The sequence below is a fragment of the Streptomyces ardesiacus genome, from assembly GCF_003112575.1.
GTDB classification, from domain to species: domain Bacteria; phylum Actinomycetota; class Actinomycetes; order Streptomycetales; family Streptomycetaceae; genus Streptomyces; species Streptomyces ardesiacus.
On sequence record NZ_BEWC01000002.1, the window covers coordinates 1087664 to 1103005 of the forward strand.

The 15342-nt window shown below is 71.5% G+C and carries 10 protein-coding genes; 8 read left to right on the forward strand and 2 right to left on the reverse strand.

Annotated elements, in window-relative coordinates:
• The first annotated feature begins 194 nt into the window (after positions 1-194).
• The 5 genes from Sdi02f_RS11970 to serA all read left to right on the forward strand — a co-directional run bounded on the left by Sdi02f_RS11970 (position 195) and on the right by serA (position 8830).
• Positions 195-3278, forward strand: coding sequence for a putative bifunctional diguanylate cyclase/phosphodiesterase (locus tag Sdi02f_RS11970; protein ID WP_031086249.1), 3084 nt, complete (start codon positions 195-197; stop codon positions 3276-3278).
• A 241-nt stretch (positions 3279-3519) separates the two neighbouring features.
• Positions 3520-5361 (forward strand): acetolactate synthase large subunit, encoded by a 1842-nt coding sequence (locus Sdi02f_RS11975; protein ID WP_030402380.1) that lies wholly within the window; start codon positions 3520-3522, stop codon positions 5359-5361.
• 21 nt (positions 5362-5382) lie between these two features.
• Positions 5383-5907: an acetolactate synthase small subunit gene (gene ilvN, locus Sdi02f_RS11980; protein ID WP_003973483.1), complete on the forward strand. Its 525-nt coding sequence runs from the start codon at positions 5383-5385 to the stop codon at positions 5905-5907.
• 118 nt (positions 5908-6025) lie between these two features.
• On the forward strand, positions 6026-7024 hold the full coding sequence (gene ilvC / locus Sdi02f_RS11985) for a ketol-acid reductoisomerase (protein ID WP_019329769.1): 999 nt from the start codon (positions 6026-6028) through the stop codon (positions 7022-7024).
• A gap of 216 nt (positions 7025-7240) precedes the next feature.
• Positions 7241-8830, forward strand: coding sequence for a phosphoglycerate dehydrogenase (gene serA / locus Sdi02f_RS11990; protein WP_030402378.1), 1590 nt, complete (start codon positions 7241-7243; stop codon positions 8828-8830).
• Positions 8831-8883: 53 nt separating this feature from the next.
• Here the strand turns inward: serA and Sdi02f_RS11995 are convergent, their stop codons facing one another.
• Positions 8884-10449 carry an MFS transporter gene (locus Sdi02f_RS11995; protein WP_108933219.1) on the reverse strand — a complete coding sequence of 522 codons (1566 nt, stop codon included), beginning with the start codon at positions 10447-10449 and terminating at the stop codon, positions 8884-8886.
• Positions 10450-10528: 79 nt separating this feature from the next.
• Here Sdi02f_RS11995 and Sdi02f_RS12000 point away from each other — a divergent pair, with 79 nt between their 5' ends.
• Entirely contained in the window at positions 10529-11119 is a 591-nt protein-coding gene (locus Sdi02f_RS12000) for a TetR/AcrR family transcriptional regulator (RefSeq protein WP_030402376.1), read from the forward strand.
• Here the strand turns inward: Sdi02f_RS12000 and Sdi02f_RS12005 are convergent.
• On the reverse strand, positions 11100-12377 hold the full coding sequence (locus Sdi02f_RS12005) for a PucR family transcriptional regulator (protein ID WP_174843332.1): 1278 nt from the start codon (positions 12375-12377) through the stop codon (positions 11100-11102). The genes Sdi02f_RS12000 and Sdi02f_RS12005 overlap by 20 nt on opposite strands.
• Positions 12378-12521: 144 nt before the next feature.
• Here Sdi02f_RS12005 and Sdi02f_RS12010 point away from each other — a divergent pair, with 144 nt between their 5' ends.
• Positions 12522-13448, forward strand: coding sequence for a proline dehydrogenase family protein (locus Sdi02f_RS12010; RefSeq protein ID WP_030402374.1), 927 nt, complete (start codon positions 12522-12524; stop codon positions 13446-13448).
• A gap of 46 nt (positions 13449-13494) precedes the next feature.
• Complete coding sequence (pruA, locus tag Sdi02f_RS12015) at positions 13495-15135, forward strand: L-glutamate gamma-semialdehyde dehydrogenase (protein WP_030402373.1); 1641 nt, start codon at positions 13495-13497, stop codon at positions 15133-15135.
• The last annotated feature ends 207 nt before the right edge of the window (positions 15136-15342 follow it).

Here is a 15342-nt window from a genome sequence, read left to right on the forward strand (position 1 = left end):
ACCAACGATCCGACGCGGCGGAGCCGCCGCCGGCGACCCTGGCGCACGACGCCCACGACCGCGTGCGGTGGGGGCCGCCCCGTCCGGCACCGCCCCCACCCGCACCGGGCGGCCGAGCACCGCAGGCAGACGCGGCCGGTCCACCGGTGCCGGTGCGCGCGGGACACGGGAGCGGCGCGGACCGGGGGGCCGAGGTGAGCCCCCCGCCCGTGCCCACGCTGGACGGAGCGCTGCGCGGCCAGACCGCGCCCGGGCCGCTGCTGCCCCGGTCCCCGGCCGCCGCCGGCGCGACGCCCCTGGTCCGCCAGCTCGTGCTGGCCCTGGTCTGCGCGGCCTACGCCGTCGGTGCCGCGCTCGGCTGGGGCTCCGACTACGTCGCCCGGATCATGGGCGACTTCGGGCTGAGCGCCGCCGCGGCCACCGCCGCCGTCTCCTGCCTCCTCTACGCCCGGGGCCGCCGCGTCCGCTTCCGGTCGGCCTGGCTGCTCTTCGCCCTCTCCTCGGCGATGGCCTCCCTGGGCAACCTGGTCTGGGGGTGGTACGAGGTCGTGCTGCGGGTGCCGGTGCCCAGCCCCAGCTACGCCGACCTGTTCTTCCTGTGCTTCGCCCCGCCCGCCATCGTGGGGCTCCTCGTGCTGGCCAAGCGGCCGGTGACCAAGGCCGGCTGGATCTGCCTGGGCCTGGACGCCTGGCTGATCGGCGGTTCGCTGCTGACCCTGGCCTGGAGCCTGGCGCTCGCCCAGGCCGCGAAGGCCGAGGGCGGGTCCAGCGTGGCGCACGCGGCGCTCTCGGTGGCGTACCCGCTGCTCGACATCGCGCTGGTCAGCATGGTGCTCGCGCTGCACTTCCGGCGCTCGCCGGTCTGCAGATCCGCCGTCAACACCGCCATCGGCGCCCTCGCCCTGACGGTGGTGTGCGACGCCCTGTTCACCTCGCCGCTGCTCCACAACAGCTACCGCTCCGGGCAGTTGCTCGACGCCGGCTGGTTCGCGGGCTCCCTGCTGCTCGCGTACGCGCCCTGGGCCGCCTCCCGGCGCGGGCGGGCGGCGCCGGACGAGCGGGGCCCCGGCGGCCACACCCGCGTGGTGCGCGAGCACGTGCCCGCACAGCGCGGCACCGCCCACCGGCCCGCGCCCCCCTCCGCACCGCCCGCCGCGCCCCCCTCCCTGCCCGGACCCGGCCAGGGCGGCGAACGGGGCCGCTACCCGGCCGCCCGCCCCATCGCCGGCTCCCTGGCCGCGCTCACGCCGTACCTCGCGGCCGCCGTCTGCACCCTGGGCATCCTCTACAACGTGCTCAACGGCCGCAGCGTCGACCGCGTGGTGCTGCTGACCGGCGGCACCGTGGTGCTCGCGCTCGTCGTCCGGCAGGGCATCATGCTGCTCGACAACATCGTCCTCACCCAGGAACTGGCCCAGAAGGAGAACCACTTCCGCTCCCTGGTCCAGGGCTCCAGCGACGTCATCATGATCGCCGCGCCCAGCGGCATCCTGCGGTACGTCTCCCCGGCCGCCGCCGGGGTCTACGGGCGCCCGGCGGAGGAGCTGGTCGGCAGCGAGCTGGCCGGGCTCATCCACCCCGAGGACCTCGGCTGCGTCGTGCACGAGGTGCGCCGGTTCCTGGCCGCCAACCCGGCCGAGGAGCCCACCACCCGCATCGAGTGCCGCTTCCGTTCCGGGGAGGGCGGCTGGCTCAACGTCGAGTCCACCGTCAACCGGCACCACGGCGGCCTCATCTTCAACAGCCGGGACGTCACCGAAAGAGTGCGCCTGCAGGCCCAGCTCCAGCACAACGCGGAACACGACCCGCTCACCGACCTGCCCAACCGCGCCCTGTTCACCCGGCGCGTCCAGCAGGCCCTCTCCGGCCGCCGCGCCCTGGACCGGGGCAGCGCCCTGCGCGGCACGGCGGTGCTCTTCATCGACCTCGACGGCTTCAAGGGCGTCAACGACACCATCGGGCACCAGGCCGGGGACGAACTGCTCGTGCAGGCCGCCCGCAGACTCCACGAGGCCGTCCGCAAGGGCGACACCGCCTCCAGACTGGGCGGCGACGAGTTCGCGGCGCTGATCGTCGGGGACGGCGCCCGGGACCGGGCCGCCCGCGAGGGCCACATCCGGGAGCTGGCCGAGCGGCTCAGACTGACCCTCTCCCAGCCCTACCTCATCGACGGCAACGAAGTCCGGGTCAACGCCTCCATCGGCGTCGCCTTCGCCGAACCGGGCCTCGGCGCGGGGGAGTTGCTGCGCAACGCCGACCTCGCCATGTACCGGGCCAAGGCGGGCGGCAAGGGGCGCGTCGAGCTGTACCGGCCGCAGATGCAGCAGGACGTCGTACGCAAGGCAGAGCTGGCCACGCGTCTGCGGGCCGCGCTGCACGACGGGGAGTTCGCACTGCTGCACCAGCCGGTGGTCTCCCTGACGGACGGCCGGATCACGTCGGTCTGCGCCCAGGCGCGCTGGCGCTCCTCGCAGGGCGTGCTGTTCACCCCCGCCGAGTTCCTGCGGGTGGCCGAGGACGGCGACAGAACCGCCGAACTGGACCGCTGGGTGCTCCGCGAGGCCGTCGCCCAGGCCGCCGAGCGCGCCGCCGCCGGGCTGTCCGTCTCCGTGGCCATACGCATCGGCGCCCGCCGCCTGCTGGACCGCTCCATGCCGCTGGGCTCCGTGGAGGCCCTGCTGACCCGGCACGGGCTGCCCCCGGGCTCCCTCGTGATCGAGCTGTCGGACATCGACCCACGGGTCGGCCTCGACGAACTGGACCGCCGGCTCAACGCCCTGCGCAGGGTCGGTGTCCGCATCGCGCTGGACGGCTTCGGCAGCGGGTACGCGGCGATCACCGCGCTGCGGCGCCTGCCCGTGGACATCCTCAAGCTGGACCGGAGTCTGGTCGAGGGCGTGGTGGAGTCGGCGCGCCTGCACAAGATCACCAGCGGTCTGCTGCGCATCGCGACCGACCTCGGACTGAAGTCCGTGGCCGACGGCGTCGACCTGCCCGAGCAGATCGTCGCCCTGCGCGCGATGGGCTGTACGCACGGACAGGGCATGGCCTTCTCCGGGGCACTGGACGAGTACCGGCTGCGCAGGGCGCTGGGCACCGGCCACTACCCGGTGCCGCACGGCCCTGCCGAACCGGCCTTCGCGGGCGGCGGCGCCGGGGTGTACGCCAAGGGCGTCGGCGGCCCGGCCGCCGGGGGCGTCACCTCCGGACTGCCGGCCGTCCTGAGTGGTGGCACGGCCCTGCGCTCACATAATGAGACTCCCGTCCCACCCACTTGACAGTGGGTGCGCGCCGGAGGGAAGGTCAGTGCCATGCGCACCCGAATTCTCGTACTTGGAAAGCGCGTCGGCTGAAGCTGGTGACGTCCGGACCGACCCGGACTCCCGGCGACCCCCACCGACGCGCTCCCCTCGCTTGCCTTATGGCACGAGGGGTTTTTTGTTGCACAGGCACCTGCCGAGCAGCAGAACAGATCGCCCGAACCTCGCACAAACCCTCAGCCTCGAGAAGAGAACGCCGATGACCGAGCAGGCCACCGGGGCTCACCCGCAGCCCCGGCCCCGATCCGGAGGACAGTCCGCCCCCGAGCACGTCACGGGTGCGCAGTCCCTCATTCGCTCTCTCGAGGAGGTCGGCGCCGACACGGTATTCGGCATTCCCGGCGGGACGATCCTTCCGGCCTACGACCCGCTGATGGACTCCACCAGGGTGCGCCACGTCCTGGTCCGCCACGAGCAGGGCGCCGGCCACGCGGCCACCGGTTACGCGCAGGCCACCGGCAAGGTCGGCGTCTGCATGGCGACCTCGGGTCCCGGCGCCACCAACCTGGTCACCCCGATCGCCGACGCCAACCTGGACTCGGTGCCGCTGGTCGCGATCACCGGGCAGGTGGTGTCCTCCGCGATCGGCACGGACGCCTTCCAGGAGGCGGACATCGTCGGCATCACCATGCCGATCACCAAGCACAGCTTCCTGGTCACCAAGGCCGAGGACATCCCCCGGGTGATCGCGCAGGCGTTCCACATCGCCTCCACCGGCCGCCCCGGACCCGTCCTGGTCGACATCCCCAAGGACATCCTCCAGAAGAAGACCACCTTCTCCTGGCCGCCGGTCATGGACCTCCCCGGCTACCGCCCGGTCACCAAGCCGCACGCCAAGCAGATCCGCGAGGCCGCCAAGCTGATCTCCGCGGCGAAGCGCCCCGTGCTCTACGTCGGCGGCGGCGTCCTCAAGGCCCGGGCCACCGCCGAGCTGAAGGTCCTCGCCGAGCTGACCGGAGCGCCCGTCACCACCACCCTGATGGCGCTCGGCGCGTTCCCCGACAGCCACCCGCTGCACGTGGGGATGCCGGGCATGCACGGTGCGGTCACCGCCGTCACCGCGCTGCAGAAGGCCGACCTGATCGTCGCCCTCGGCGCCCGCTTCGACGACCGCGTCACCGGCAAGCTGGACAGCTTCGCCCCGCACGCCAAGATCGTCCACGCCGACATCGACCCGGCCGAGATCGGCAAGAACCGCGCCGCCGACGTCCCGATCGTCGGCGACGCCCGCGAGGTCATCGCCGACCTCGTGCAGGCCGTCCAGAAGGAGCACGACGAGGGCAACAAGGGGGACTACACCGCCTGGTGGAAGGACCTCAGCCGCTGGCGCGAGACCTACCCCCTCGGCTACGACCAGCCCGCGGACGGCTCGCTCTCCCCGCAGCAGGTCATCGAGCGCATCGGGCAACTGGCGCCCGAGGGCACGATCTTCGCGGCCGGCGTCGGCCAGCACCAGATGTGGGCCGCCCACTTCGTCCAGTACGACAAGCCCGCCACCTGGCTGAACTCCGGCGGCGCCGGAACCATGGGCTACGCCGTCCCGGCCGCCATGGGCGCCCAGGCGGGCCGGCCCGACCGCACCGTCTGGGCGATCGACGGCGACGGCTGCTTCCAGATGACCAACCAGGAACTGACCACCTGCGCCCTGAACAACATCCCGATCAAGGTCGCCGTCATCAACAACGGCGCCCTCGGGATGGTCCGCCAGTGGCAGACCCTGTTCTACAACCAGCGGTACTCCAACACCGTGCTGCACTCCGGCCCGGACGACGTCAACCCCGAGGCCCGCGGCACCCGCGTCCCCGACTTCGTGAAGCTGTCGGAGGCCATGGGCTGCTACGCCATCCGCTGCGAGGACCCCGCCGACCTCGACAAGGTGATCGAGGAGGCCAACTCCATCAACGACCGCCCCGTCGTCGTCGACTTCATCGTCCACGAGGACGCGATGGTCTGGCCGATGGTCGCGGCCGGCACCTCCAACGACGAGATCATGGCCGCCCGGGACGTCCGCCCCGACTTCGGCGACAACGAAGACGACTGAGCGAGAGAGACCCAAGAGACCATGTCCAAGCACACGCTCTCCGTCCTGGTGGAGAACACCCCCGGCGTCCTGGCGCGGATCACCGCCCTCTTCTCCCGCCGCGGCTTCAACATCGACTCGCTCGCCGTCGGCGTCACCGAGCACCCCGACATCTCCCGCATCACCATCGTCGTGAGCGTCGAGGACTTCCCGCTCGAGCAGGTGACCAAGCAGCTCAACAAGCTCGTCAACGTGCTCAAGATCGTCGAGCTGGAGCCCACCCAGGCCGTCCAGCGCGAACTCGTTCTGGTGAAGGTGCGCTCCGACAACGAGACGCGCTCCCAGATCGTCGAGATCGTCCAGTTGTTCCGCGCCAAGACCGTCGACGTCTCCCCGGAGGCCGTCACCATCGAGGCCACCGGGAGCAGCGACAAGCTGACCGCCATGCTCCGGATGCTGGAACCGTACGGCATCAAGGAACTCGTCCAGTCCGGCACGATCGCCATCGGCCGCGGCGCCCGTTCGATCACGGACCGCTCGCTGCGCGCACTCGACCGGTCCGCATAACGACGGAACCGGGCGGCCGGGGACACCACCGGCCGCCCGCATTCCGAGACCCCGAGACTTCCCTTCCCCCCACCGGCATACGGTGGGACGCAACACCCGCACCCAAGGAGAGAACCCAGTGGCCGAGCTGTTCTACGACGCCGACGCCGACCTGTCCATCATCCAGGGCCGCAAGGTCGCGGTCATCGGGTACGGCAGCCAGGGCCACGCCCACGCCCTGTCGCTGCGCGACTCCGGCGTCGACGTGCGCGTCGGTCTGCACGAGGGCTCCAAGTCCAAGGCCAAGGCCGAGGAGCAGGGCCTGCGCGTGGTGAGCCCGTCCGAGGCCGCCGCCGAGGCCGACGTCATCATGATCCTGGTCCCGGACCCGATCCAGGCCGAGGTCTACGAGAAGGACATCAAGGACAACCTGAAGGACGGCGACGCGCTGTTCTTCGGTCACGGCCTGAACATCCGCTACGGCTTCATCAAGCCCCCGGCCGGCGTGGACGTCTGCATGGTCGCCCCCAAGGGCCCGGGCCACCTGGTGCGCCGTCAGTACGAGGAGGGCCGCGGCGTTCCCTGCATCGCCGCCGTCGAGCAGGACGCCTCCGGCAACGCCTTCGCGCTGGCCCTGTCCTACGCCAAGGGCATCGGCGGCACCCGCGCCGGCGTCATCAAGACCACCTTCACCGAGGAGACCGAGACCGACCTCTTCGGCGAGCAGGCGGTCCTGTGCGGTGGCACGGCCGCGCTGGTCAAGGCGGGCTTCGAGACCCTGACCGAGGCCGGTTACCAGCCGGAGATCGCCTACTTCGAGTGCCTGCACGAGCTGAAGCTGATCGTGGACCTCATGTACGAGGGCGGCCTGGAGAAGATGCGCTGGTCGATCTCCGAGACCGCCGAGTGGGGCGACTACGTCACCGGCCCGCGGATCATCACCGACGCCACCAAGGCCGAGATGAAGAAGGTCCTCGCCGAGATCCAGGACGGCACGTTCGCCAAGAACTGGATGGACGAGTACCACGGCGGTCTGAAGAAGTACAACGAGTACAAGAAGCAGGACTCCGAGCACCTGCTGGAGACCACCGGCAAGGAGCTGCGCAAGCTCATGAGCTGGGTCGACGAGGAGGCGTAGGTCTCCCGCGCCGTGAGGGGTGCCCGCGTGCCGGGCACCCCTCACGGCCACTTCCGGGTGATCCTTCCGCACAGGCGCAGGACGACCACCGCCACGCCACTACACTGCTGAACACATACGCGTCGGGCCCACAGCGTCGTGCGTCTTCCACGCGGCTTAGCGACACCGAATGCGGCCGTCGGGACGGCCGTCCGCATTGGACTTGTGAGGACTCACGTGAGCTCGAAACCCGTCGTACTCATCGCCGAAGAGCTGTCGCCCGCGACCGTGGACGCGCTCGGCCCCGACTTCGAGATCCGCCACTGCAACGGCGCGGACCGGGCCGAACTGCTCCCCGCCATCGCCGACGTGGACGCGATCCTGGTGCGCTCCGCCACCAAGGTCGACGCCGAGGCCGTCGCCGCCGCCCAGAAGCTCAAGGTCGTCGCCCGCGCCGGCGTCGGCCTGGACAACGTCGACGTCTCCGCCGCCACCAAGGCCGGCGTGATGGTGGTCAACGCCCCGACCTCCAACATCGTCACCGCCGCCGAGCTGGCCTGCGGTCTCATCGTCGCCACCGCCCGCAACATCCCGCAGGCCAACGCCGCGCTGAAGAACGGCGAGTGGAAGCGCAGCAAGTACACCGGTGTCGAACTGGCCGAGAAGACCCTCGGCGTCGTCGGCCTCGGCCGCATCGGCGCCCTCGTCGCGCAGCGCATGTCGGCCTTCGGCATGAAGGTCGTCGCCTACGACCCCTACGTACAGCCCGCGCGGGCCGCGCAGATGGGCGTCAAGGTCCTGTCGCTGGACGAGCTGCTCGAGGTCTCCGACTTCATCACCGTCCACCTCCCCAAGACCCCCGAGACCCTCGGCCTGATCGGCGAGGAGGCGCTGCGCAAGGTCAAGCCGAGCGTCCGCATCGTCAACGCCGCGCGCGGCGGCATCGTCGACGAGGAGGCGCTGTACTCGGCGCTCAAGGAGGGCCGCGTGGCCGGCGCCGGCCTCGACGTGTACGCCAAGGAGCCCTGCACCGACTCGCCGCTGTTCGAGTTCGACCAGGTGGTCTGCACCCCGCACCTCGGCGCCTCCACCGACGAGGCCCAGGAGAAGGCCGGCATCGCCGTCGCCAAGTCGGTGCGCCTCGCCCTCGCCGGTGAGCTGGTCCCCGACGCGGTCAACGTCCAGGGCGGGGTCATCGCCGAGGACGTCAAGCCGGGCCTGCCGCTCGCCGAGCGCCTCGGCCGCATCTTCACCGCCCTCGCGGGCGAGGTCGCCGTCCGCCTCGACGTCGAGGTCTACGGCGAGATCACCCAGCACGACGTGAAGGTGCTGGAACTGTCCGCCCTCAAGGGCGTCTTCGAGGACGTCGTCGACGAGACCGTGTCGTACGTCAACGCCCCGCTGTTCGCCCAGGAGCGCGGCGTCGAGGTCCGGCTGACCACCAGCTCGGAGTCCCCGGAGCACCGCAACGTGGTGACCGTGCGCGGCACCCTCGCGGACGGCGAGGAGGTGTCGGTCTCCGGCACGCTGGCCGGCCCGAAGCACCTCCAGAAGATCGTCGCCGTCGGCGAGTACGACGTGGACCTCGCCCTCGCCGACCACATGGTCGTCCTGCGCTACGAGGACCGTCCCGGCGTCGTCGGCACCGTCGGCCGCGTGATCGGCGAGGCCGGCATCAACATCGCCGGCATGCAGGTCGCCCGGGCGACGGTGGGCGGCGAGGCGCTGGCCGTCCTGACCGTCGACGACACCGTGCCCTCCGGGGTGCTGGCGGAGGTCTCGGCGGAGATCGGGGCGACGTCGGCCCGGTCCGTCAACCTGGTGTGAGGTCCGGGGGCGCTGCCCCCGGACCCCGCACACGGCCCTGAGCGGGCCTGGTTTCACACGCCGGACGGGCTGAGTCGGTCAGCCCGTCCGGCGTTTTCCGTGGCCGCCTGCTCGTGCACCCGCGCCCGCCGCAGCACCGTGGCCGCCAGGACCGCCGCGCCCGCGAGCACCACCGCGCCCGTGACCGCCGCACCCTGCATGCCCTGCGTGAACGCCTCCCGGGCCGCCGTCGCCAGGGCGTCTCCCGCGCGCCCCGGCAACCGGTCGGCGACGGCCAGCGCGCCGCCCAGCGTCTCGTGGGCCGCGGCCGGGGCCGAGTCGGGGACGCCGTGGCGGTAGACGGCGGTGCCGACGGAGCCGAGGACCGCCATGCCGAGCGCCCCGCCGAACTCCGTGCCCGTCTCCATCAGCGAGGACGCCGAGCCCGCCCGCTCCACCGGGACGGTGCCCAGGGCCAGGTCCATGAGCTGCGACATCACCATGACGATCCCGGACGCGAGGACGCCGCACGCGGCGAGCACCAGCCACAGCGAGTCCGTGCCCGCCAGGGCCAGCAGGCCGTAGCCGCACGCGGCGACCGCGAAGCCGGCCGCGACGACGTGGGCGCGGTGCACGCCCCGCTGCACCAGCGAGGCCGCCACCGGGGCGGCGAAGCCGATCGGCACCGAGGGCAGCAGCGCCCACAGGGCGGCCTCCATCGCGCTCTTGCCGAGCACCGACTGCAGGTACTGCGTGGTGAAGAAGGCCGAGCCCATCATCCCGAACGCCGAGACGAGGTTCAGCGCGACGGCGGGGGCGAAGCCGCGCCCGCGGAAGAGGGCCGGGGAGATCATCGGTGACGCCGCCGTGCGCTGCCGGTGCACGAACAGGGCCGCGAAGAGCAGGCCGACGGTGACCGAGACGACGTAGCGGACGTTCCAGCCCTCGGACGGGATCTCCTTGAGGCCGTAGACGACGGGAAGCACCGCGGCCATCGACAGGGGGACGCTCGGCCAGTCGAAGCGGCCCGGCGCGGGGTCCTTGGACTCGGGCAGCAGGAACGGGCCGAGCACCAGCAGCAGTGCCATCGCGGGCAGGTTGACCAGGAAGACCGAGCCCCACCAGAAGTACTCCACCAGGACACCGCTGAGCACCGAGCCCAGGGCCACCCCGGCCGTCATCACGCCGGACCACAGGGCGATGGCCTTCGCGCGCTGGGCCGGGTCGGTGAACATCGTGCGCACCAGGGCCAGCGTGGACGGCATCAGGGTCGCGCCGCCGATGCCGAGGACGGCACGGGCCGCGATCAGGGTCTCGGCACTGTCCGCGTAGGCCGCCACCAGGGAGGCCGCGCCGAAGGCCACCGCACCGGCGAGCAGCAGTCGACGGCGGCCGATGCGGTCGCCGACGGAGCCCATGGTCATCAGCAGGCCGGCCAGGACGAAGCCGTAGACGTCGAAGATCCAGAGCTGCTGGGTGCCGCTCGGCTCCAGGTCCGCGCTGATCGCCGGAATCGCGAAGTAGAGGACGGAGACGTCCATCGAGACCAGCAGCAGCGGAAGCATCAGTACGCCCAGCGCGGTCCACTCGCGGCGGCCGGCCCGGGACGGGTTCGTTGTCATGGCGAGGACTGTACGCATGTCTTATACGCCTGTCTAGAACGGCTGTATAGAACATCTGTGTAAGACGTGCGTATGGGCGGCTGGGTAGGGTGGCGGCATGGGACACCGTGAGGATCTGCTCGAAGGCGCCAAGCGCTGCCTGCTGGCCAAGGGGTTCGCGCGCACGACGGCCCGCGACATCGTCAAGGAGTCGGGGACCAACCTGGCGTCCATCGGATACCACTACGGCTCGAAGGACGTCCTGCTCGCACAGGCGTACATCGAGCTGATCGAGGGGATGGGGGGCGCCTTCGAGGGGGAGGGCTCCGCACTCGGCGACACCGAACCGGGCTCGGTCGAGCGGTTCCAGCGCGTGTGGTCCAACATCATCGGCACCATGCGGGAGCCCGGCTCCATCTGGCGCCTCAGCATGGAGGTGCTGGTCATGGGAGACCGGATGCCCGAGCTGCGCGACCACCTCGGCCGGGCCCAGCGCGAGGCCGGACGCGGCATCATCCCCCTGCTCATGGGCGGCAGGGAGGAGGACGTCACGGACGGGACGACGGACACCCTGGGCGCGTTCTACGTCACCCTGATGACCGGCCTCATCGCCCAGTGGACCTTCGACCCGAAGAGCGCCCCCGACGCCGACGCGCTGACCGAGGGCCTCCGCCGGGTGATCGAGGCCGCTACAGGCGACGCGCCTTGAGCACCATGTGCAGCAGCAGCCGGTCCTCGCCGTCGTCCAGGTCCAGGCCCGTGAGCTGCTCGACGCGCGAGAGCCGGTAGTACAGCGTCTGGCGGTGGACGCCCAGCTCGGCGGCGGTGCGGCCGGCCTGGCCCGCGCAGTCCAGGTACACCTCGGCCGTACGGGCGAGTTCGCGGTGGGCGGGGGAGAGCAGCGCCCGTACGGCGGGGTCGTCGGCACAACGCGCGGGCAGCGAGGTCAGCAGCCGGAACGCGCCGATCGACGTCCACTGCGCGACGGGCCCGAACCGTGCCTCCGCGCGCGCCGCCCGGGCCGCCGCCGACGCCTCCGCCCAGGCCGTCCCCAGGTCCGCGAGACCCGTGCGCGGCGCGGAGACACCGGCCGCCACGCCGCCCGCGTCACCGGCCCCGCCCGGCGGCCGGCCGGGACCCCGCGCCCCCGCCCGCTCCAGCAGCCGCCCCGCCGCCGACGTCGCCGGGGCCGGCACGTCCGCGGAGCGCAGCCGCACCAGCAGCGCCAGGGACACGGCCGAGGCCGACCAGGGCACCGTGCACAGCGCCGTGGCGCCCGGCACCGTACGGACCGAGGGCGCGTCGTCGGGGTCGGCCGAGGGCCACGGCGCCACGCAGACCACCGCGTGCGGCGTCTCGGCCCGGGGGCCCAGCGCGCTGCGCAGCTCCGCCACGGCCATGTCCCGCTGCCACTCCCGCTCGGCCGTCAGCACCGCCCGCAGCTCCCGGCTCAGGTCCGCGCCGTGCTGCGCCTCGTCGGCGAGGAGTGCGCCGATCCGCGCCGTCACCTGCATCGCCGCCGCGAGCTGCCGCTCGCCGGGGCCCGGGTCGGTGTCCAGGAGCCACACGTAGCCGAGGACCACACCCCGATGGCGCACCGGCAGACAGGTGCGGCCCCGGTACACGCCCGCCTCCGGGGTCGGCGGGATGCGGACCGGGCCGGTCGCGCGGGTGATGCCGAAGCTCTCGAACCACGCCCGGACCGCGGCGGTGGAGCGCCGGGTGAGGATCGAACGGGTGCGCACCGGGTCCAGGACGGAGGGGTCGAGGTCGCCCTCGCTGTCGTACGCGCCGAAGGCGATCAGCTCGAAGTCGCGGTTCTCCAGGGTCGCGGGCGCGCCGAGCAGCTCGGAGAGCTCGTCGACCAGCTCCTGGTAGTCACCACGGGCACCACCGGAGCCGGCGGCAGCTCTGGAATCGGACGTCACCCGGGCATTCTGCCCCACGTGCGCGCGGCCTTCATACATGTGTCTGAGATCCGCGGCACGGATGCGTGACAGGTGTCGATGGCCCACGATCGGGAGCATCCTTAGATTTCACGGTGGTTCTCCGTGCCGTTCCCCCTTACGCGGGCAGCGGCCCCTGTGTTGGTTGGTAAGTGGAGGTGCCCCGTGCTGGGTCCCGTGATTCTCGCCGCGTCGCGCAGCGACCGGATGCGTCGTCTCGTCTCGGCCGCGCCCGTGACCAAGCCGGTCGTGGACCGGTTCATCCCCGGCGAGACGGTCGACCAGATCGTGCCGATCATCCGGGAGCTCACCGATCAGGGCCTGGAACTGACGATGGACGTCGTCGGCGAGGACATCACCACCCCCGCACAGGCCGAGGCCGCCCGCGACGCCTACCTGGAGCTGATCGACCGGCTCAAGCCGCTGGAGCTGGGCACCCGCGCCGAGATGTCCGTGAAGCTCTCCATGTTCGGCCAGGCGCTGGACGGCGGGCACGAGCTGGCCCTCGCCAACGTCCGCCCGGTCGTCGAGGCCGCCGCCGGGATCGGCACCACCGTCACCCTCGACGCCGAGGACCACACCACCCTCGACTCGATGTTCGCCATCCACGAGGAGCTGCGGAAGGACTTCCCGCAGACCGGCTGCGTCATCCAGGCCTACCTCTTCCGCACCGAGGCCGACGCGCGCCGCCTCGCCGACAGCGGCTCTCGCGTACGGTTGGTGAAGGGCGCCTACAAGGAGCCCGCAGAGGTCGCGTACCAGCAGCGCCACGAGATCGACAAGGCGTACGTGCGGATCCTGCGCACGCTGATGGAGGGCGAGGGCTACCCGATGATCGGGTCGCACGACCCGCGCCTGATCTCCATCGCCCAGGAACTGGCCCGCACCGCCGGCCGCAAGCTCGACGAGTACGAGTTCCAGATGCTGTACGGCATCCGGGGCGACGAGCACCTGCGGCTGGCCGCCGAGGGCCACCGCATGCGCGTCTACACCGCCTACGGCACCGACTGGTACGGCTACTTCATGCGCCGTCTGGCGGAGAAGCCGGCCAACCTCCGGTTCTTCGCCCGCTCGATGGTCAGCAAGGGCTGAGCCCACCCGCTCGCAAGACCGCTCAGTTAAAGGAGTTACGGAACCCATGGACGCTGTGACCCAGGTCCCCACCCCCGTCAACGAGCCGGTGCACGGCTACGCCCCCGGTTCCCCGGAGCGCGCCCGCCTGGAGGCCAAGCTCAAGGAACTGGCCGACAACCCGATCGACCTGCCCTGCACCATCGGCGGTGTGAAGCGGATGGGCGGCGGTGAGCGCTTCGACGTGGTGCAGCCGCACAACCACAAGGCCCGCCTGGGCACGTACGCCAACGCCACCCAGCAGGACGCCCAGGACGCGATCGACGCCGCCCTGGCCGCCGCCCCCGCGTGGCGCGCGATGTCCTTCGACGACCGCGCGGCGATCATCCTGCGCGCCGCCGAGCTGCTGTCCGGCCCGTGGCGCGAGACCATCGCCGCCTCCACCATGCTGGGCCAGTCCAAGACGGCCCAGCAGGCCGAGATCGACAGCCCCTGCGAGCTGGTCGACTTCTGGCGCTTCAACGTCCACTACGCGCGGAACATCCTGGCCGAGCAGCCCCCGGCCAACTCCCAGGGCGTGTGGAACCGCATGGACCACCGCCCGCTGGAGGGCTTCGTCTACGCGATCACGCCGTTCAACTTCAGCGCGATCGCGGCCAACCTGCCCACCGCCCCCGCCCTGATGGGCAACGTGGTGGTCTGGAAGCCGTCCCCCACGCAGACCCACGCCGCCGTGCTGCTCATGCAGCTCCTGGAGGAGGCCGGGCTGCCCAAGGGCGTCATCAACCTGGTCACCGGCGACGGCATCGCGGTCTCCGAGGTCGCCCTGGAGCACCGGGACCTCGCGGGCATCCACTTCACCGGCTCGACCAAGACCTTCCAGCACCTGTGGAAGACGGTCGGCAACAACATCGAGAAGTACCGCACCTACCCGCGCCTGGTCGGCGAGACCGGCGGCAAGGACTTCCTCGTCGCCCACCCGAGCGCCGACCGCGCGGTGCTCAAGACCGCGCTGACCCGCGGCGCCTTCGAGTACCAGGGCCAGAAGTGCAGCGCGACCTCGCGCGCGTACATCCCGGCGTCCATCTGGAACGACGGGTTCAAGGAGGAGTTCGCCGCCGAGGTCGACTACCTCACCATGGGTGACGTCACCGACCTGTCGAACTTCATCGGCGCCGTCATCGACGAGCGGTCCTTCGCCAAGAACAAGGCCGCCATCGACCGGGCCAAGGAGGACGAGACCTGCACGATCGTCGCGGGCGGCTCCTACGACGACTCGGTCGGCTACTTCGTCCGCCCGACCGTCGTCGAGTGCACCGACCCGGAGAACGAGGTCTTCCGCACCGAGTACTTCGGCCCGTTCCTCGCCGTGTACGTGTACGACGACAGCAAGGCCGACGCGTACGACGAGATGCTGACCCAGATGGAGTCGGTGTCCGACTACGCCCTGACCGGCTCGGTCATCGCCAATGACCGCGCGGCGGCGGCGTACACCATGGAGAAGCTGCGCTACGCGGCCGGCAACTTCTACATCAACGACAAGTCGACCGGTGCCGTCGTCGGCCAGCAGCCCTTCGGCGGCGGCCGTGCCTCCGGCACCAACGACAAGGCCGGCGCCCCGCAGAACCTGATGCGCTGGACGCTGACCCGCGCCATCAAGGAGACGCTGGTCCCGCCGACCGACTACACCTACCCGCACATGGGCTGACGGGTCGCGCGCGACGCCCGGCGGGCCAGATCGGTCGACCGATCTGGCCCGCCGGGCGTTTTCGCAGGTCGGAGCGGTGTGAGCCATCGCACCGTCTCAGATAGTAGGAAGTCCGAGTAATTGTGCAGACAGACGCGGCGGGCGCCCTTAACTTTGTAGGAGCCGAACGTCCCGCTCGATCGAGCGAAGGGCGGCCGCGCGTCCGTG

Coding starts and splice junctions, on each gene's coding strand:
- Sdi02f_RS11975 (WP_030402380.1), top strand. CDS start 3,520: ATGACCGAGCAGGCCACCGGGGCTCACCCGCAGCCCCGGCCCCGATCC.
- ilvN (WP_003973483.1), top strand. CDS start 5,383: ATGTCCAAGCACACGCTCTCCGTCCTGGTGGAGAACACCCCCGGCGTC.
- Sdi02f_RS11995 (WP_108933219.1), bottom strand. CDS start 10,449: ATGCGTACAGTCCTCGCCATGACAACGAACCCGTCCCGGGCCGGCCGC.
- Sdi02f_RS12000 (WP_030402376.1), top strand. CDS start 10,529: ATGGGACACCGTGAGGATCTGCTCGAAGGCGCCAAGCGCTGCCTGCTG.
- Sdi02f_RS12005 (WP_174843332.1), bottom strand. CDS start 12,377: ATGTATGAAGGCCGCGCGCACGTGGGGCAGAATGCCCGGGTGACGTCC.
- pruA (WP_030402373.1), top strand. CDS start 13,495: ATGGACGCTGTGACCCAGGTCCCCACCCCCGTCAACGAGCCGGTGCAC.